Source organism: Pedococcus soli (genome assembly GCF_054782575.1).
On record NZ_BAAGSF010000004.1, the window covers coordinates 264,826 to 282,364 of the forward strand.

Consider the following 17,539-nt stretch of genomic DNA (forward strand, 5'->3'; position numbering starts at 1 on the left):
TAGGCCGTCCGGCGGACAGCGGGTGCCGGCTGGTCCCGTGCGGTGCGAGGGGCTCAGTGGTGGACGGCGACCAGCAGGCAGGTCCCCGCGATCGCCGAGGCGAGCAGGACCGCGGCGGGGGCGAGGGTCATGCGCAGGACCTCGCCCGCGCGACGGGAGGCACCGACGGCGCTCAAGCCGAGGAGGATGACCACCGGCGCCAGGGAGTTGCCGATGTTGCCACCGGCCAGCTGGCCTGCGAGCAGATCGGCCGGAGGTTCGCCGATGAGGTGGGCGACGTCGGCCTGCAACGAGGAGAACAGCGCGTTGGAGCTCGTCGTCGAGCCGGTGATGAACGAACCCAGGGCACCGACGAGCGGCGCGATGGCGGGGTACGCGCTCCCCGTGGCCACCGCGGCACCCTGGGCGACGGTGCGGACCATGCCGCTGTCCACGAGCACGCCGGCCACCGAGGCGAGCAGGACGACGGACGGCGAGGACTTCCACGCCTGCTTCAGGGCGCCCCGCCACACGGGCCCCCACGCGCCACGCGCCCAGATCCCTCGTGCGGCCCAGACCGCGACGCTGCCCGCCGACGCGACGAGCAGGAACGTGCCCGGGTGGCCCAGGAGGGCGATGGGGTTGTAGACCGACACGGCGTCGTTGACGGTCCCCTGGTGGGTGCTCGTCTGCGGGAACGACGGTCCAATCAACAGGTGTCCCTTGGCCCACGACCGCAGGGCGGGCGGCAGGAAGACCGCGAGCGCCACGATCCCGAGCAGGGCGTAGGGCACGGCCGCGGCTCGCGCCCGCGAGCGCATCTGCGCGTCACCCGGGTCCGAGGGCGTGGCTTCCCGGTCGCGCGCGGAGAACCGGCGCAGCACGAACACCACGGCAACACCCGAGGCACCGGCGCACAGGGCGGCGATCCCGGGCTCGAGTCGGGCGGCCCCGGCCTGGACGAGGGCCATCACCGGGCCGGCGGTGGCCAGCAGCCGCCAACCCTCCCGCAGGCCCGCCAGCCCGCCGTCCATCAGGGCGACGAGCACACCGGAGAGCAGGCAGTTGACGCCGAGGAGCACCGCCGCCGACGCGGCATACGCAGCCCGGCCGGGGCTGTCGAGGTGGGCGGTGAGGGCCCCCATGTAGAAGGACGAACCCATCGAGCCGAACCCCACCGCCCAGTGGTAGCCGATGAGGGGCAGGGCCACGGCCCGGGCCTTGCCGATCCCGAGTGCGACGAGCAGCGGCGCCGCGACCGCGATCGGCGTCCCGAACCCCGACACCCCCTGGATGAACGACGGGAGCACCCACGCGAGGAGCAGGACGTTCTCGGTGCGTCGCGGCAGCATGGTCGACAGGGCCTGGCCGAGGGCCTTCATGCCCACGTGGGTGGCGAGGTGGTGCATGAGCAGCGCCGGCCAGATGACGTAGAGGATCCACAGCCCGACCCAGGCCCCCTTGCCGAGTCCGACGGCGACGGTCAGCCCGCCGGCTCCGAAGGCGAGCACGGCGACCGCCACGCTGTAGGCGACGGTGACCGACGCGTTGACGATCGTCGAGAACCTCCCCCAGAGGACCAGGGCGAGCAGCAGCACGACGGGGCTCACCGCCAGCACCCACGTGAGTGGCGGGACGGCGGCCAGCGTCTCGGGCTGGGCTGCGAGGGTCAGCGTGGGCAGTGGCATAGATTGTCTTTCGTATACGGTCGAGGTGGAGGGCGCACCGGACGACGAGCGAGGGGGAGGACGCCATGACCAGCGGCTTGGGGCACACCATCGGCAGCCAGCACCTGGCCCTGCGCGAGCAGGTCCTCGCCGAGCTGCGTCGACGGATCGTGGACGGCGACTACCCGCCGGGCGAGCGGCTCACGGAGGAGCGCCTCGCCGCCGACTTCGGTGTCTCCCGCAACCCCGTGCGGGAGGCCCTGCGCATCGTCGAGGCCGACGGCCTGGTCGTGATGATGCCCCGCCGCGGTGCGGTCGTGGCCACCCCCGACGCCTCGACCGTCGCCGACCTCTTCGCCGTGCGCTCGAGCCTCGAGACCGTCGCCGCCCGCATGGCCGCGGAACGGGCCACCCCGTCCGACGTCGCCGACCTGCGCAGGCTGCTCGACTCCGCCCGGGTCGCGACCGAGGAGGACGACCTGTCCCGGGTCGCACAGCTCAACAGCGACCTGCACCTGCGGGTCATCGACATCAGCGGAAACCGTTGGCTCGCCTCGATCTCTGCCGCCCTGTACCTGCACGTGCACTGGATCTTCCGAATCGGCGCCGCCCACCGGGCGCCGCACTCGTGGCAGGAGCACATCAGGCTCGTCGACGCGATCGAGGCCCGTGACCCCGACGAGGCGGAAGCTGCGGCACACGCCCACGTGGCGGCTGCGGCCCGGGCCGCGCTCGACAACGTCGACGAGTCCGTTGGCTGACCGACGGTCGCGTCGTGGTCAGCGGCCCACGGCATAGCCCTGCATCCCTCTCGGGTTCGCCCCGGCGCGCAGCACCCCGGTCCCCGCGTCGCGCGTGACAGCGCACAGGCGACCCAGGCTCCACGGGTCGGACACCCGCACCGTGTGCCCGCGGGCCTCCAGTCCCGACAGCACGTCCGGCCCTAGCCGGTCCTCGGCCACCAGAACACCGGGTTCGCTCTTCCGCGGGTAGAAGGACCCTGGGAAGCTCGTCGTGTGCCACGAGGGTGCGTCGATGGCCTCCTGCAGCTCCTGCCCGCCGACGAGGTGGCGCAGCAGGAAGACCAGCTGCCACTGGTCCTGCTGGTCACCACCGGGCGAGCCACAAGCCATGTAGGGCAACCCGTCTCGAAGCACCAGCGTGGGAGTGAGGGTGGTGCGCGGGCGTCGCTCCGGCGCGAGCGAGGATGCGAGGCCCTCCTCCAGCCAGAACATCTGCATCCGGCTGCCGAGGCAGAACCCCAGCTCGGGGATCGTCGGCGAGCTCTGCAGCCAGCCCCCGCTCGGTGTCGCCGAGATCATGTTGCCCCAACGGTCCACGACGTCCACGTGGCAGGTGTCACCCCGCGTCGCCCCCGACGGCGCGACCGTCGGCTCCCCCGTCGTCGCGTCACCAGCGGCCTGTGGCGCACCAGCCCCCGTGACGTATGCCGCGAGCCTGGGTTCGCGCCCGTCCGGGCTCCCGGGTCGCACCTCGAGGGAGGCCCGGTCGCCCACGAGAGAGGCGCGTCGCGCCGCATACTCCTCGGACAGAAGGGATTCCAGTGGGACGTCGACGTCGCCGTACCACGCCTCACGGTCGGCGAAGGCGAGCTTGAGCGACTCGGCGGCCGCGTGGATCCCCGCGGCGCTCGAGGGGTCCAGGAGCGTGTCGTCGCCCAGCGCGTCGAGGGTGCGCAGGGTCTGCAGGAGCGCCGGGCCCTGGCCCCAGGCGCCGGTCTTGGCGATGGTGTGACCCCGCCAGTCGATGGTGGCCGGAGCCTCCCAGGTCGCGCTGAACCCGGCCAGGTCGGCACCGGTGACGAGCCCACCGTGCGACTCACCGCTGGAGTCGCGGAAGGGCTTGCGGGAGAAGGCGTCCACCGCCTCCGCCACGAAGCCCTGGCTCCACGCCCGCCGGGCTCCGTCGATCTGGGCCTCGCGCGTCGAGCCTGCCGCCCGGCCCTCGGCGACGAGACGGTCGAGGGTGTCCGCCCAGGCGGGGTTCGTGAAGAGTGCGCCGGGTGCGGGCGCCTTGCCGTCCCGTAGCCAGAGGTCGGCGGAGGTGTGCCAGTCCGTCTCGAACAGCTCCTGCACCGTCTCGACCGTGGCGCTCACCCGGCCCAGCAGGGGGTGGCCGTGCCGGGCGTACCCGATCGCCGGGGCCAACACGTCCTGCAGGGCGCGCGTCCCGTGGTCACGCAGCAGGAGCAGCCAGGCGTCGACCGCGCCGGGGATCGCCGCCGCCAACGGACCCGAGCCCGGCACGAGGTCCAGGCCCTCGGAGCGGTAGTGCTCGATCGTCGCCCCGGCGGGGGCCGGGCCCTGGCCACACAGCACCCGTGGGGTCGGGTCGTCCGCGGTGGCGATGATCGCCGGCATGTCGCCGCCGGGCCCGTTGAGGTGCGGCTCCACGACGTGCAGGACGAAGCCGGCGCTGACCGCGGCGTCGAAGGCGTTGCCGCCGAGCTCGAGCTCGCGCATCGCCGCCTGCGAGGCGATCCAGTGCGTGGACGAGACCATGCCGAAGGTGCCCTCGAGGGTCGGCCGGGTCGTGAAGGTCATGCGGGAGGTCCTGTCGTCGTGGCGGTCTCGGTCCTGCGGATGTCGGGCCCGGAGCCATCGTCGCCGACGAGGTGGCAGGCCACCGTGCTGCCCCCCACCTGCCGCAGGGCAGGCACCTCGTCGGCACACCTGGCGACGGCGACCGGGCACCGGGTGTGGAACCGGCACCCCGAGGGCGGGTCCATCGCCGAGGGGAGGTCGTCCCCGAGCAGGACAGGCGTACGTGCCCGCTGCTTCGCGGGGTCCGCGACGGGGGCCGCCGCAAGCAGGGCCTGCGTGTACGGGTGGCGAGGGTGGGCGAAGATCTCCTCGCGGGTGCCCTGCTCGACGAGCTGCCCGAGGTACATCACGGCGATGTCGTCGGCGAGGTACTCCACGGCCGACAGGTCGTGCGTGATGAACAGGCACGCGAACCCGATGTCCCTCTGGAGGTCGGCGAGCAGGTTGAGCACCGAGGCCTGCACCGAGACGTCGAGCGCGCTCGTCGGCTCGTCGGCGACGAGGAGCGTGGGCTCGGACATCAGTGCCCGCGCGATGCTGACCCGCTGGCGCTGGCCGCCGGAGAGCTCGTGCGGGTAGCGCCGGGCCACCTCGGGCCGAAGCCCCACCCTGCCCAGGCCGTCGGCGACCTTCTGGGCCCTCTCCTGGCGACTGAGCCGCCCCCCCTGCAGCCGCAGGGGTTCGGCGATGACGTCGCCCACGAGCATCCGGGGGTCGAGCGACCCCGCCGGGTCCTGGAAGACGATGGAGACGTCGCGACGGTGCTGGCGCATCCGGGAGCGGGACAGGTGGGTGACGTCGGTACCGGCGAGGCGGACCGACCCGCTCGTGGGCTCGACGAGGCGGACGATGCAACGCCCGACCGTCGACTTCCCCGAACCGCTCTCGCCGACCAGCGCGGTGACCTGGCCGCGCCGGATCTGCATCGTCACACCGTCGACGGCACGCACCGCGCCGTAGTGCATCGCGAGGTCCTCGAGCTCGAGCACCACTGGCTGCCCCTCGAACGCCGGTGGCACCTCCGGCTGGGGGACGTCGTGCGTCGGGACGGTGCTCATCGGGGATCCTCCGTGCTCGGGCGGGGCGCGTCGCCCCGCGGGTGCCAGCAGGCCACCACGTGCTCGTGCCGGTCCGCACCGGCGGTCGCCCCCGCGGGCTCGAGCGGCGGCGCCGACGCGCGGCACCGGTCGGTCGCCGCCGGGCAGCGGTCGGCGAAGGTGCAGGCGTCCGGCTGCTCGGACAACACCGGCACCAGGCCGGGGATCTCCTGCAGCCGGTGCGTTCCGGCGTGCCGGCCGGGCGTGGGCGACGCGGACAGCAGGCCCGACGTGTAGTGGTGCTGGGGACGGGCGAAGAGCTCGTCCACGCCGGCGCGCTCGACGACCCGCCCGGCATACATGACGACCACACGGTCGGCGACGTCGGCGATGACGCCGAGGTCGTGGGTGATGACGAGGATGCTCGTCCCGAACCGGTCCCGCAGCCCACGGAGCACGTCGAGGATGCCGGCCTGCACCGTCACGTCGAGTGCGGTCGTCGGTTCGTCGGCCACGAGCACCTTCGGCTGGCAGGCGACGGCCATGGCGATCATCACGCGCTGGCGCATGCCCCCCGACAGCTGGTGGGGGTACTGCTTCACCCGCTCGCGCGCGGAGGGGATGCCGACGACGCCGAGCAGCTCGACGGCCCGCTCGAGGGCATCGGTGCGCGAGAGCTTCTCGTGGACCTGCAGGACCTCCGTGATCTGCCGGCCGACCGTGAGGACCGGGTTCAGCGAAGACATCGGCTCCTGGAAGATGTAGGCGATGTCGCGTCCGCGCGCCGCCCGCAGGACCGCCGGTCGGGCACCCACGAGCTCGCGGCCGAGGAGCCGGACCGAGCCGTCGATGGTGGCGCTGCGCGGCAGGAGGCCAGCCAGGCTCATCGCGGTCACGGACTTGCCGCAGCCGGACTCCCCGACGATGCCGACGATCTCGCCCTGGGCCAGGGTCAGGTCGACCCCGTCCACGGCGCACACGGTCCCCGCCTCGGTGGCGAACCGCACCCCCAGACCGGACACCTCGAGGACGGGCGCGGTCGTCGTCCCGGCTTCGGTCGACGTGGCGGTGGCGGTCATCGGCGGCTCGCCTTCGGGTCGAGTGCGTCGCGCAGGCTGTCGCCGAACACGTTGAACGCCAGGGCCAGCACCATGATCGCGATCCCGGGAAGCACCGCGGCCCACGGTGCGCGGGCGGCGAACTGCTGGGCGTTCGCGAGCATCGTGCCGAGGCTGGGGTCGGGCGGCTGGATGCCGAGCCCGAGGAAGGACAGGACCGCCTCACCGAGGATCGCCGCCGGGATGGCGACCGTCGCCTGGACCAGCACGACGGAGGTCGCGTTCGGGAGGATGTGGCGACGCAGCACCCACAGGTCGCTCGCGCCGTCGACGACAGCAGCGGCGACGAAGTCGAGTCCCTTGAGCCGCAACGCATCCGAGCGCACGACGCGGATGACGCCCGGGATCTGAGCGATCCCGATGGCCACGGCGGCGTTGCCCAGGCTGGCGCCTCGGATGGCGGCGAACCCGACCGCGAGGATGAGGAAGGGGAACGCCAGCAGCAGGTCGGTGAGCCTGGAGATGACGGCGTCGGCGGCACGGAAGTACCCCGCGGAGAGGCCGAGCGGTACCCCGATCACCAACGCGGTGAAGACGGCGAGCGCGGCGACCTCGAGCGAGGCACGGCTGCCCAGGATGATCCGTGAGAGCACGTCCCGGCCGAGGTCGTCGGTGCCCAGCACGTGCCCTGCCGTGCCGGGAGGGGCGAGCGTGTTGGCGAAGTCGGTCTGCTCGGGGGCGTATGGCGCGATCCACGGCGCGAGGACGGCGACCACCACCGCGACGGCCAGGACGACGAAGCTCACCACCGCGAGGCGGTTGCGACGCAGCCGGCGCAGCACCCGGGAGCGCTGCGAGGACTCGCGGTCCTTCGACCCGGCCGGGTCGGGGGCCGCCGGTGAGGACGCGGGCGGCAGGGCGGTGTCGACGCTCATGAGGCCTCTCCGGTGACGCGGACCCGCGGGTCGATGACCGAGTAGAGCAGGTCGACCGCGAAGTTGATGACGATGTAGGCGGTCGCCGTCACGAGGACGACGGCCTGGATCACGGGGTAGTCCCGCTGGAACACGGCGTCGATGGTCATCTTCCCGAAGCCGGGCAGCCCGAAGATCTGCTCGGTGACGACGGCGCCCGAGATGAGTCCCCCGAGCTGCAGGCCCACGATCGTCACCACGACGATCAGGCTGTTGCGCAGGGCGTGCCGGCGCACGACCACGCTCGGCCGCAGCCCCTTGGCCTCAGCCGTCCGCACGTAGTCGGTCGCGAGTGAGTCGAGCATCGAGGACCGCGTCTGCCGCATGATCACGGCGGACAGGCCGGTACCGAGGATGAGCGCCGGGAGGATGATGTGGTGCAGGTTGTCCACGGGGTCCTCCCCCAGCGGCACGAACCCTGAGGCGGGGAACAGTCCGGTCGCCACCGACAGGTAGAGGATCGCGACGAGGCCGAGCCAGAAGTGCGGGACGGACAGTCCGAGCAGTGCGAAGGCGTTGGCCACCCACTCCGCCGGCCCGCCGCGCCATACCGCTGCCACGACTCCGGCCCCGACGCCGAGGACGACGGCGATCGCGATGGCGAGCAGGGACAGCTCGAGGGTGACGGGCAGCGCGGTCCGCAACATGTCGTTGACGCTCTGGCCGGTGCGCACCGAGGTGCCGAGGTCGCCCTGCAGCGCATTGGTGACGAAGTGCCAGAACTGCAGCGGCAGGGGCTGGTCGAGGCCGTAGCGCTCGCGGATGGCGGCCAGGGCCTCCGGGGTCCGGTCCTCACCCGCGAGGGCGAGGGCCGGGTCCCCGGGGAGGGCCCGGACGCCGAGGAAGACGACGACGGTGGCCAGCACCAGGGTCACCAGCGACTGCCAGGCCCGGTTGAGGAGGTAGCTGCGCACAGCGCCTACTTGGCCATCCCGGCGAACCCGAGCCGGACGACGCCGTCCGGGAAGACCTGGACGCCCTTGACCGACGTGGACACACCGGTGAGGTTGCGCTGGCGGTACAGGTAGATGAGCGGGTCGTCCTCGTGGAGCTTCGCCACGACCTGGTCGTAGAGGCCCTTGCGCTTCTCGACGTCGTTCGTCTCACGCGCCTGGTCGAGCAGCCCGTCCACGGTCGCGTTGCTGTAGCCGGCGACGTTCTGGCTGCCACCGGTGCCGACGAAGTTGGTGATGTTGGCGTCGGGGTCGATGCGTCCCGACCAGCCGAGCTGGAGCAGCGAGAACTCGCCGCGGTCCTGCTGGTCGAGCAGCGAGGCGTACTCGACCGGCTTGATCTGAAGGTCGAAGCCACCCTCCTTGACCATCGACTGCAGCGCCTGGGCCAGGCGCAGGCTGTCGGGGTTGTTGGAGGTGATCATCTCGATGGGGAACGGCGTGGTGACGCCGGCCTCCTTCAGCAGCGCCTTCGCCTTGGCCGGGTCGTGCGGGGTGCACGCCTGCGCGGCCTCGGTGGAGAACTCGCTCTGGGGGGCGATCGGGGAGCAGGCGACGGTGTTGAGGTCGTTGAAGATCACCTTGACGAGCCCGGCCCGGTCGACGGCCAGCTCGAACGCCTGGCGGATCCGGGGGTCCTTGGCCTCGGGCCGATCGATCTGCTTGAGCGGCGACCCGATGCCGTCGGAGTTGGCGATGTTGAACGTCACGCCCTGGTAGCCGAGGGACTGCGACTGCAGCACCTGGAGGTCCTTCTCCTTCTGCAGGGCCGGGACGTCCTGGGCCGAGAGGGAGTCCGCGATCTGCACGTCGCCGGAGCGCAGGTTGGCCGCACGGATGCTGGCGTCGGTGATGATCCGGTAGGTCACCTTGTCGAGGTGCACCTTGTCGGCGTCGTAGAACTTCGGGTCCTTCACGAGCTCGATCGAGTTCTGCGGGACGCGCTTGGCGAACTTGAACGGACCGACGCAGACCGGAGCCGTGGCGAACTTGTCACCGAGGGCCTTGGCGGCCTTGGGGCTGACGATCATCCCGGCTCGGTCGGTCAGCGCGGCGGTGAGCGGCGCGAACGGCTTGGACAGGCTCACGACGACGGTCTTGGAGTCCTTGGCCTCGACGTCGGTGATCGGTCCCAGCTCGCTCTTGCGTCCGGACCCCTCGATCGTGAGGTTGCGGTCGAGGGTCGCCTTGACGGCCTGCGCGTCGAACTTCGTCCCGTCGGCGAACACGATGTCGTCCCGCACGGGGATGGTGACCGTCTTGCCGTCTGCGCTCGTCGTCGGGAGCGCGGTCGCCAGCTGCGGCACGACCTTCGCGTCCTGGTCGACGTCGTAGAGCTTCTGGCACATGGCATGGAACACGTAGCGCGAGTAGAGGCTGCGTGACAGGGCCGGGTCGAGCTGGTCCGGCTCGGCGGACAGCGCCATGACGAGGTCGCCGCCGTCCTTGACCTGGTCGGCAGCCGCCGGCTCGCCGAACGAGTCCTTGCCGGTGGCTGCCGAACCACCGGACGAGCCGGAGTCGGACGCGGGCTGGACGGCGCTGCAGCCCGCGGCGGCGAGGGACAACGCCACGGCGAGGGCGAGTGGACGACCCCAGGCATGGGTCGCTCGAGCCGTGGGGCCGTGTGGACGGGGTTCGGACGTGCGGCGCAGGACGGTGCGGATGGTCATGGACGCTCCCAGGGGGTGTGGGCCGGATCCGTCGGATCGTATCCTGTATACAGTCCACTGCACAGGGACGAGTCATGACTTTTTCCACGATCCGGACAGCGCGCAGTCACGACGGACCCGGCGCGGCCGGGCGAGGAGCGCGTCGGGGTGGACCCGGAGGGGACGACGGACCCGCAGGACGGCGCGGGGTCAGGACGCTGCTGGTCAGAGGGCGGCGTCGGGGAGGTGGTCGCGCGCCCACAGGGCCGCGCTGGTCCGGTCCACCACCCCGATCTCACGGAACACCCGGCCGAGGTGCGCCTTCACGGTGCGTTCGCTGATGCCCAGCGCGCGGCCGATCTGCTTGTTGGCCAGGCCCTGTGCGACGAGCCGCAGCACCTCGCGCTCCCGCGGGCTCAGGCCGTCACCCGACTGCTCCCCCGGCGTCGGCAGGAGCACCCGCGCCACTCTGGGGTCGAGCGGGGCGTGCCCGGCAGCGGCGGCGCGGACGGCCGCGAGCAGCTCGGCGGGTTCCCCGTCCTTGAGCTGGTAGCCGACGGCACCCGAGCGCAGGGCGGCGTTGACCCGGTCCTTGTCGGAGAAGGACGTCAGCACCACGACCTTGGCGTCCGGGGCGACGGCGAGCACCTCGCGGGTGGCCTCGGCACCGTCCATGACCGGCATCGACAGGTCCATGAGGACCACGTCGGGCTGGTGCGTGCCGGCCTGGGTCACCGCGACCCGGCCGTCGGGCGCCTGGCCCACGACGGTGATGTCGCCGCTGGCCTCGAGCAGGGCCGTGAGGCCGCTGCGGACCATGGCGTGGTCGTCGACGACCAGGACCCTGATCACGCGGCACCCCCGGGAACCAGGGCCAGCCGCCAGTGCGTGCCGGCCCCGGGAGCCGAGGCCACCTGGAGGGTCGCACCCCCGTCGCTGGCGAGGTCGGCCAGCACTCGCAGGCCGAAGTGCCCGTCGGCGGGTTCGCGCAGCAGCACCGTGTCGAACCCTGGCCCGTCGTCGACGATGTCGAGGACGACCTCGTCCCGGTCACCCTCCTCGCGGGCCAGCCGGACGCTGACCGTGCACGGTGCGGCGTGCTTGGCCGCGTTCCGCAGGCACTCCTGGGCCACTCCGTACACGAGTCGCTCCTCACTCTCGTCCAGTCCGAGGTCCGCCTCCCCCTCGGTGTCGAGGTGGACGGTGAGCCCCCGGTTGGTCGCGGACTCCGCGAGGTCCGCGAGCGCCGTACCCAGTCCTGCCCCGGCCAGGCTCGGCGGGTAGATGTCGACGAGCAGCGAGCGCAGGACCCGGATGTTGCCCCGGACCGAGCCCGCCAGCTCGTGCAGCTCGGCAGCCGTCCGGTCGTCACCCGCGATCTGCGCGCGCGCCGCCGCCCCTGCCGCGACGAACGACGTCGCGACCAGGTCCTGGACCGGACCGTCGTGCAGGGTCCCCGCGATCCGGCGGCGTTCGGCGTCGGAGGCGTCGACGGTGCGCTCGAGCAGGCGTTCGCGCTGCCGCTGGGCCTCGGACAGGCGGCGCAGGAGGCGCCAGAGGATCGGCGCCATGAGCACGACCAGGAGCAGCAGGCTGCTCAACGTCACCCCGGAGAAGCCGCGCCACAGCTGGGAGGACCGCTGCTGGACCGGCTCGTACGGCGAGTACGTCTCGAAGAGCAGCTGGCGCCCGTCGGGCAACCACACCGGACGGTAGACCTCCAGCGCCTTGCCCCCGGTCTCGAACTGGTTCTCGGAGCCGGTGAGGTTGGAGACCTCGGCCTTGGTCTGCGGGTCCGACAGGGCGATGCGCTGGTCCTCGCTGAGGGCGAAGGTGCGACCGACCAGCTGGGGCTCGTCGGCGTAGACGACCCGGCCGTCGGGCGCCCACAGCTTCACGCGGATGATCGCCGGACCGAGGATGCGGTCGCGCACGAGGGTGTCGAACTCGGCCAGCGCGGTCGGGTCGCCCGCGACCAGCGCGTCGCTGAGCGACGGGGCGATCACGGCATCGGCGAGGACGTCCGCGGTGTTCGCGGCATCGTTGACGGCTTCGCGCTCGGCGAGCCGTTGCGACGCAAGGGAACCCAGCACCCCCACGACCACGAGCACCGCGACCAGGCCCGCGATGAGCTGCAGCAGCACCCGCCTGGGCCGCACCGGTGGGTCCACCTCGGCCTCGACGACGGGCCGCGACACCGTCACCCAGGGCACGGCGACGGCCTCGTCGGCGGGCACGGCGACGGCCTCGTCGGCGGGGGCTGCGGGCACAGCCGCAGCCGTCTCGGGAGAGGGGTGCTCCGAGACGGCCGGGCTGCTGGGGGTGCTGGTCACTCAGTCGTCGCTTCCGTGGCCGCCGTGGTCGTCGGCGCCCTTGTCGTCGGAACCACCGTGGCCGCCCGAGCCGGAACCACTCGAGCCCGATCCGCTCGAACCAGACCCCGAACCGGAGCTGCCGGACGTCGCGCTGCCTGACGTCGCCGACCCGCGGTCGTCACCGGGTTCGGTCCGCTGGTCGCGCGGGGTGCGGCCACCGTGGTCGTCGGCCGTGGTGGAGGTGCCGCTCGGCGTGGCCGAACCCGAGTGCCCGCGGCCGGAGTGGCCGGAGTGGCCGGAGGACGTGGAGGAGCCCGTCGAGGTGGCGCTGTGGTCGCGGTCGTCACCGGGTTCGGTGCGCTGGTCACGGGGGGTGTCGCCGCCGTGGTCGTCGGCCGTGGTCGAGGTCCCGGTGGGCGACGTGGCCGTCCCGGTCGCGACCTGGCCGCTGGCCGGGACCCGCACGGGGACCGCCTGGGAGAAGGAGGCGTTGCCCCAGAGCCCTGCGGCGGCGGGCAAGAGGGCCACGACGAGGGCGGCGAGGGTGATGGTGGTGCGCTTCATGACAGATCCTTCCGGGACCAGTGTGACGGGTGATGGAGGTGCAGGGGGCCTATCCGGGGAAGACGACGACGGCGGAGCAGGTCTCGCCGGTCGACGTCGTGGTGGCGGTGGCCCTGATGCGGTCGGTGCCCGCGCGGTTCGCGACGAGGCGGCCCAGGGTGAACGAGCCGCTCGGGGCCACCGTCGTGCGCTTCCCCGACCAGAGCAGGACGCCGTTGTCCGAGAGCCGCACCGACCAGGCCTGGCCGACCCGGTTGGAGTCGACCTCCAGCTCGGTCTGGATACGGCCGTCGTCGGCCTTGGCCTTGAGCTTCCAGACGCTGCCCTTGGAGCAGGTGCCACTGGCGCGGACGTCCAGGCCCTTGGCACTGGCGGGCTGGGCGCCGACGGTGGCGACCAGCGCGACGCCGAGGACCACCGCTGCGCTCTTCGTGGAGGTGTTCATCGCTCTGTCCTTCCGTGAGGTGGTCACCACCTGTGACCGTGCGACCACTGTGCGGTTCAGGTCGGTTCACGCGGTATTGGGCGATGGTCGTAGTACCCACGCGCCCTTCTCCGACCGGCCACCCCACGCGGAGGAGCCGGCTCCCTCGAGGGGGAGCCGGCTCCATACCGGTGGGTCGTCGGGCGAGGGAGGTCAGGCCTCCTGGCGGTCGGCGTTGGCGTAGATCGCGTCCCGCACGTAGAGCGCCATGCCCGGGCGGATCTCGTCGTACGTCGCCGTGAACCGCGGGTCGCTGGTGTACAGGTCGGCGAGGTTGCGGTGGAACTGGGGCGAGCAGTCGTAGAACCGCTCGTCGATGTGCCGCCGGTGCGCCTCGGCCGCGTCCATCGCCGCGACGCTCGTCGGGGGCTCCCCTGCGTCCATGGCGTCGGTGAAACCCTGGTGCAGGGCGTCGCTCTCGACCTTGACCTGCGCCCAGTCGGCCTTGGTGTACCCCTTGGTCCGCTGCTGGGACTGCTTCCAGGCGTCGGTGTCGCCCCACCGCTGCTCGGCCTCGGTCTGGCTGTCGTGGAAGCCGTCTCCGAAGAGCTCCTTCATGTCCTCGGTGCTGGCTGGCTGGTTGTTCATCTCTCGCTCCAGTGCTCGGTCGATGGCCTCGACGAGATCGCGCATCTCGTCGAGCCGGGACATGACCGCTGCGCGCTGGCGACGCAGGTGCTGCTCCGCGCTCTCCGGGTGGTCCAGGAGGAGGGCGACCTCCTCGAGGGTGAACCCGAGCCGCCGGTAGACCACCACGTGCTGCAAGCGCGTGAGGTCGTCGGGGGTGTAGAGCCGGTAGCCCGCCCGCGAACGGTCGGTGGGCGTGAGCAGCCCGATCTCGTCGTAGTGGTGCAGGGTCCGCACCGTGAGGTCGAACTGCTCGGCCACCTGCCCCACCGTGAGCCTGGCCAGCTGCGTGCCTTCGGTCATGACGACCACTGTGACCCCTCACGCCGCGTGAGGGTCAAGGCCGTTCCGTGACTCAGGCGTCCTCGCGGGCCCGGCGCCGCGACCGCAGCCAGGAACCGATGCCGTTGCGGGCGGTGCCCCAGATGCCGTGCCGGAAGGCCAGGACGATGATCACGAAGATCGCGCCGGTGATGATGCCGATGCCGTTGAACCCCGAGGAGGCGAGCCGGTCCTCGAGGAGCACCACGAGCGCGGCGCCGACAGGACCGCCCCAGAGGGTGCCGATGCCGCCGAGGACGGTGATCAGCACGACCTTGCCCGACGTCGTCCAGATGAGCTCCTGCAGCGAGGCGAACCCGTGGCTGGCGGAGAACACCCCACCGGCCAGGCCGGCCAGGCCCGCCGAGATGACGAACACCATGATCTTGTAGCGCTCGACGTCGTAACCCAGGGCGCGGGCGCGGGCCGGGTTGTCGCGGATGGCGACCAGGACCCGGCCGAACGGGCTGTTGACCGTGCGCCAGGCGATGACGACGCCGATGAGGATCAGCGGGAGGGCCGCGTAGTAGAAGTAGAACGGGTCCTGGTTGATCAGGTCGGTCAGCGGACCGAGGTTCTTGGGCACGCCCTGCAGGCCGTTCTCGCCGCCGGTGACGCTGCGCCACTGGTTGGCGATGAAGTAGACCATCTGCGCGAACGCCAAGGTCACCATGGCGAAGTAGATGCCGGTGCGCCGGACCGCGAGGTACCCGGTCGGCACCGCCAGGATCATGGCGCAGACCGCGCCGCCCAGCACCGCGACCGGGAACGGCAGGCCGGCGTGGATCGCGATGAGGCCGGTCGTGTATGCCGACGTGCCCCAGAAGGCGGCGTGCCCGAAGGACAGCAGGCCGGTGTAGCCGAGCAGCAGGTCGACCGAGATCGCGAACAGCGCCCAGGCGGCGATGTCCATCGCGACCGGCGGGTAGATGAAGAACGGCAGCGCCAGGACGACGAGGAGGCCGACGGCCAGGCCCACCCACCGCAGGTAGGGGCGCTGCGCCGTGATGGACGGGGCGTCGGGGAGGTCGACGTCGACCTTGGACACCAGCTGGGAGCTCATGATGCGGCCTCCTCGCGACCGAACAGGCCCGAGGGCCGGACCAGGATCACCACGGCCATGAGGACGAAGATGAGGACCTGGCTGAACGACCCGGCGTAGCCCTGGCCGTAGGCCTCGACGAGTCCGACGAGGAAGCCCGCCACCACTGCGCCGAGGATGGACCCGAGTCCGCCGATGACGACCACGGCGAACAGGATGATGATGAAGAAGCTGCCCATGTCGGCGTTGACCGAACCCGTGGGCGCCCGCAGCACACCGGCGAGGCCGGCCAGGGCGATGCCGAAGCCGAACACGGGGGTGACCCAGCGGCCGACGTTGATGCCCAGCGCCCGCGAGCGCTCGGCGTCCTCGGTCGAGGCCCGCACGATCATGCCCACCCGCGTCTTGGTGAGCAGCATCCACACCGCCAGGCACAGGGCGACGGAGAAGACCGCCACGAAGATCTGGTAGCTCGACAGCGAGACGCTGCCGACGTTCACCCGGCCCTGCAGGCCGGCGGGCAGCTCGTACGGCAGCGACGAGACGCCGTACCGGCGCTTGACGAAGTCGACGAGGAACAAGGTGATGCCGAAGGTGAGCAGGAAGTTGTAGAGGGGGTCCAGGCGCAGCAGCCACTGGACGAAGAGCCGTTCCAGCAGCACGCCGAACAGGAACATCGCCACCGTGATGATCGGCAGGGCGGCCCAGAAACCGAGGCCGGTCGCGTCGAGCAGCAGGGCGGCGCCGACGGCGCCGAGCATGTAGCAGGCGCCGTGGCTGAAGTTGACCACGCCGAGCACGCCGAAGATCACCGCCAGGCCCAGGGCGGCCAGGGCGTAGAACCCGCCGAGGGCCAGGCCCTGGAGGGTGTACTGGATGAATGCGGTCATGGCTCTTCCGGTTTGTCGGTGCGGCGGTGGCGGGAAGGGTGCGGGGAGGGTGCGGACCCGGTGGGTGGGGGTCGCCCACCGGGTCCGGGCCGTCACATCGTGCAGTCGGTGCTCACGGCCGGGTTGAAGGCCTCGGCCGCGGGGATCGTTGAGACGACCTCCTCGTAGTCCCACTCCTCCTTGACCTGGTCCTTGCTCTTGACCTTGACCAGGTAGGCGTCGTGCAGGACGCGGTGGTCGGCGGCGCGGACCTCACCGTTGCGCAGGAAGACGTCGTTGAGCTTCTTGCCCTCGAGCTCCTTCACCACGGCATCGGAGTTGTCGGTGCCGGCGCGCTGCACGGCCTCGAGGTACTGCAGGGCCGCGGAGTAGTTGCCGGCGTGGGCGAAGGACGGACGCGTCTGCGTCTTGGCCTTGAACTTGTCGGCCCAGGCGCGGTTCTGGTCGTCGAAGTTCCAGTACCACGCGTCGGTGAACTGCGTGCCCTGGAACTGGTCGACACCCAGGCTGTGGATGTCGGTGATGAACATCAGGCCGACGGCGAGCTGGGTCTTGCCCTGCAGGCCGGCCTGGTTGAACTGCTTGACGAAGTTGATGAGGTCGCCGCCGGCGGCCATGATCCCGATGACGTTGGGCTTGCTCGACTCGGCCTTGGTGATGAAGGTCGAGAAGTTGTCGTTGGGGAACGGCGTCGCGATGGACTGCTGCACCGTGCCGCCGGCCTTGGTGACGGCGTTGGTGAAGGACTTGGTCATGTCCTGGCCGAAGGCGTAGTCGGGGTAGACGATGGACCAGTTCTTGCCACCGTTCTGCACGGCCGTGGCGCCGGTGCCCTGGGCGAGCATGTAGGTGTCGTAGGCCCAGTGGAACGTGTACTTGTTGCACGACTTGCCGGTCAGCGCGGTGGTGCCTGCACCGATGTCGATGAACAGCTTCTTCTTGGCCTTGGCCTGCGTGGCGACGGCGAGCGCGGCCGAGGAGGTGGGGACGTCGAGGATGATGTCGGCCTTCTGGCGGTCGTACATCTCCTGCGCCTTGGTGTTGGCGATGTCGGGCTTGTTCTGGTGGTCGGCCTGGACGATCTCGATGTTCTTGGCCACCGCCTTGTCGCCGTACTTGGCCTTGTAGTCCGCGACGGCCATCTCGATGGCGACCTTGGAGTTGGGGCCGGACAGGTCCTTGTAGACCCCCGACTGGTCGTTGAGCAGACCGAGGACGACCTTGTCGTCGCTGATCTTGCCGCCGCCCGAGCTCGGGCCTCCGGCGCCACAGGCGGCGAGCACGAGGCTGCCGGTGACCGCGGTGGCCGCGAGGGCCAAGGGCCTCCGGGCGAAGCTGGACATCGAGTTCCGGGTGCGCTGCATGTCCCCTCCTGGGGTTGTTCAGTGGTGCGTGTGGGATGTGGTGACGCG

Annotated in this window: 16 protein-coding genes; 1 reads left to right on the plus strand and 15 read right to left on the minus strand. The window is 71.5% G+C overall.

The window, feature by feature from the left end; genetic code table 11:
• Positions 1–53: 53 nt before the first annotated feature.
• On the minus strand, positions 54–1,667 hold the full coding sequence (locus ACYVKF_RS07265) for an L-lactate permease (protein WP_460965871.1): 1,614 nt from the start codon (positions 1,665–1,667) through the stop codon (positions 54–56).
• Between the two features lie 65 nt (positions 1,668–1,732).
• On the opposite strand from ACYVKF_RS07265, the gene ACYVKF_RS07270 reads away from it, so the two are divergent.
• The gene (locus tag ACYVKF_RS07270) at positions 1,733–2,407 is read left to right on the plus strand and encodes a GntR family transcriptional regulator (protein ID WP_460965873.1); all 675 of its coding nucleotides are present in this window, start codon (positions 1,733–1,735) and stop codon (positions 2,405–2,407) included.
• 18 nt (positions 2,408–2,425) lie between these two features.
• Here ACYVKF_RS07270 and ACYVKF_RS07275 read toward each other — a convergent pair whose 3' ends face one another.
• The 14 genes from ACYVKF_RS07275 to ACYVKF_RS07340 all read right to left on the minus strand — a co-directional run bounded on the left by ACYVKF_RS07275 (position 2,426) and on the right by ACYVKF_RS07340 (position 17,491).
• Positions 2,426–4,210: a gamma-glutamyltransferase family protein gene (locus tag ACYVKF_RS07275; RefSeq protein WP_460965875.1), complete on the minus strand. Its 1,785-nt coding sequence runs from the start codon at positions 4,208–4,210 to the stop codon at positions 2,426–2,428.
• Positions 4,207–5,268: an ABC transporter ATP-binding protein gene (locus ACYVKF_RS07280; RefSeq protein WP_460965877.1), complete on the minus strand. Its 1,062-nt coding sequence runs from the start codon at positions 5,266–5,268 to the stop codon at positions 4,207–4,209. The genes ACYVKF_RS07275 and ACYVKF_RS07280 overlap by 4 nt, the downstream gene beginning before the upstream one ends.
• Positions 5,265–6,326: an ABC transporter ATP-binding protein gene (locus ACYVKF_RS07285; protein ID WP_056915693.1), complete on the minus strand. Its 1,062-nt coding sequence runs from the start codon at positions 6,324–6,326 to the stop codon at positions 5,265–5,267. The genes ACYVKF_RS07280 and ACYVKF_RS07285 overlap by 4 nt, the downstream gene beginning before the upstream one ends.
• Positions 6,323–7,240, minus strand: a complete 918-nt coding sequence (locus ACYVKF_RS07290; protein ID WP_460965879.1) for an ABC transporter permease — start codon at positions 7,238–7,240, stop codon at positions 6,323–6,325. Before ACYVKF_RS07290 ends, ACYVKF_RS07285 begins: the two co-directional genes overlap by 4 nt.
• Entirely contained in the window at positions 7,237–8,193 is a 957-nt protein-coding gene (locus tag ACYVKF_RS07295) for an ABC transporter permease (protein WP_460965881.1), read from the minus strand. The genes ACYVKF_RS07290 and ACYVKF_RS07295 overlap by 4 nt, the downstream gene beginning before the upstream one ends.
• Before the next feature lie 5 nt (positions 8,194–8,198).
• Positions 8,199–9,905, minus strand: a complete 1,707-nt coding sequence (locus tag ACYVKF_RS07300; RefSeq protein ID WP_460965883.1) for an ABC transporter substrate-binding protein — start codon at positions 9,903–9,905, stop codon at positions 8,199–8,201.
• Between the two features lie 204 nt (positions 9,906–10,109).
• Positions 10,110–10,736, minus strand: a complete 627-nt coding sequence (locus tag ACYVKF_RS07305; RefSeq protein ID WP_056915696.1) for a response regulator — start codon at positions 10,734–10,736, stop codon at positions 10,110–10,112.
• A complete protein-coding gene (locus tag ACYVKF_RS07310; RefSeq protein ID WP_056920353.1) occupies positions 10,733–12,217 on the minus strand; it encodes a sensor histidine kinase in 1,485 nt (494 codons plus the stop codon). The genes ACYVKF_RS07305 and ACYVKF_RS07310 overlap by 4 nt, the downstream gene beginning before the upstream one ends.
• The gene (locus ACYVKF_RS07315) at positions 12,218–12,763 is read right to left on the minus strand and encodes a hypothetical protein (protein ID WP_460965886.1); all 546 of its coding nucleotides are present in this window, start codon (positions 12,761–12,763) and stop codon (positions 12,218–12,220) included.
• A 49-nt stretch (positions 12,764–12,812) separates the two neighbouring features.
• Entirely contained in the window at positions 12,813–13,208 is a 396-nt protein-coding gene (locus tag ACYVKF_RS07320; protein ID WP_056915699.1) for a hypothetical protein, read from the minus strand.
• A 192-nt stretch (positions 13,209–13,400) separates the two neighbouring features.
• Positions 13,401–14,177 (minus strand): MerR family transcriptional regulator, encoded by a 777-nt coding sequence (locus ACYVKF_RS07325; protein ID WP_460965888.1) that lies wholly within the window; start codon positions 14,175–14,177, stop codon positions 13,401–13,403.
• A gap of 52 nt (positions 14,178–14,229) precedes the next feature.
• On the minus strand, positions 14,230–15,258 hold the full coding sequence (locus tag ACYVKF_RS07330; RefSeq protein WP_056915700.1) for a branched-chain amino acid ABC transporter permease: 1,029 nt from the start codon (positions 15,256–15,258) through the stop codon (positions 14,230–14,232).
• Positions 15,255–16,127: a branched-chain amino acid ABC transporter permease gene (locus tag ACYVKF_RS07335; RefSeq protein ID WP_460965890.1), complete on the minus strand. Its 873-nt coding sequence runs from the start codon at positions 16,125–16,127 to the stop codon at positions 15,255–15,257. Before ACYVKF_RS07335 ends, ACYVKF_RS07330 begins: the two co-directional genes overlap by 4 nt.
• 92 nt (positions 16,128–16,219) lie before the next feature.
• Complete coding sequence (locus ACYVKF_RS07340; RefSeq protein WP_460965892.1) at positions 16,220–17,491, minus strand: ABC transporter substrate-binding protein; 1,272 nt, start codon at positions 17,489–17,491, stop codon at positions 16,220–16,222.
• Positions 17,492–17,539 lie beyond the last annotated feature (48 nt).

Coding starts and splice junctions, on each gene's coding strand:
- ACYVKF_RS07265 (WP_460965871.1), bottom strand. CDS start 1,667: ATGCCACTGCCCACGCTGACCCTCGCAGCCCAGCCCGAGACGCTGGCC.
- ACYVKF_RS07270 (WP_460965873.1), top strand. CDS start 1,733: ATGACCAGCGGCTTGGGGCACACCATCGGCAGCCAGCACCTGGCCCTG.
- ACYVKF_RS07275 (WP_460965875.1), bottom strand. CDS start 4,210: ATGACCTTCACGACCCGGCCGACCCTCGAGGGCACCTTCGGCATGGTC.
- ACYVKF_RS07280 (WP_460965877.1), bottom strand. CDS start 5,268: ATGAGCACCGTCCCGACGCACGACGTCCCCCAGCCGGAGGTGCCACCG.
- ACYVKF_RS07285 (WP_056915693.1), bottom strand. CDS start 6,326: ATGACCGCCACCGCCACGTCGACCGAAGCCGGGACGACGACCGCGCCC.
- ACYVKF_RS07290 (WP_460965879.1), bottom strand. CDS start 7,240: ATGAGCGTCGACACCGCCCTGCCGCCCGCGTCCTCACCGGCGGCCCCC.
- ACYVKF_RS07300 (WP_460965883.1), bottom strand. CDS start 9,905: ATGACCATCCGCACCGTCCTGCGCCGCACGTCCGAACCCCGTCCACAC.
- ACYVKF_RS07315 (WP_460965886.1), bottom strand. CDS start 12,763: ATGAAGCGCACCACCATCACCCTCGCCGCCCTCGTCGTGGCCCTCTTG.
- ACYVKF_RS07320 (WP_056915699.1), bottom strand. CDS start 13,208: ATGAACACCTCCACGAAGAGCGCAGCGGTGGTCCTCGGCGTCGCGCTG.
- ACYVKF_RS07325 (WP_460965888.1), bottom strand. CDS start 14,177: ATGACCGAAGGCACGCAGCTGGCCAGGCTCACGGTGGGGCAGGTGGCC.
- ACYVKF_RS07330 (WP_056915700.1), bottom strand. CDS start 15,258: ATGAGCTCCCAGCTGGTGTCCAAGGTCGACGTCGACCTCCCCGACGCC.
- ACYVKF_RS07335 (WP_460965890.1), bottom strand. CDS start 16,127: ATGACCGCATTCATCCAGTACACCCTCCAGGGCCTGGCCCTCGGCGGG.
- ACYVKF_RS07340 (WP_460965892.1), bottom strand. CDS start 17,491: ATGCAGCGCACCCGGAACTCGATGTCCAGCTTCGCCCGGAGGCCCTTG.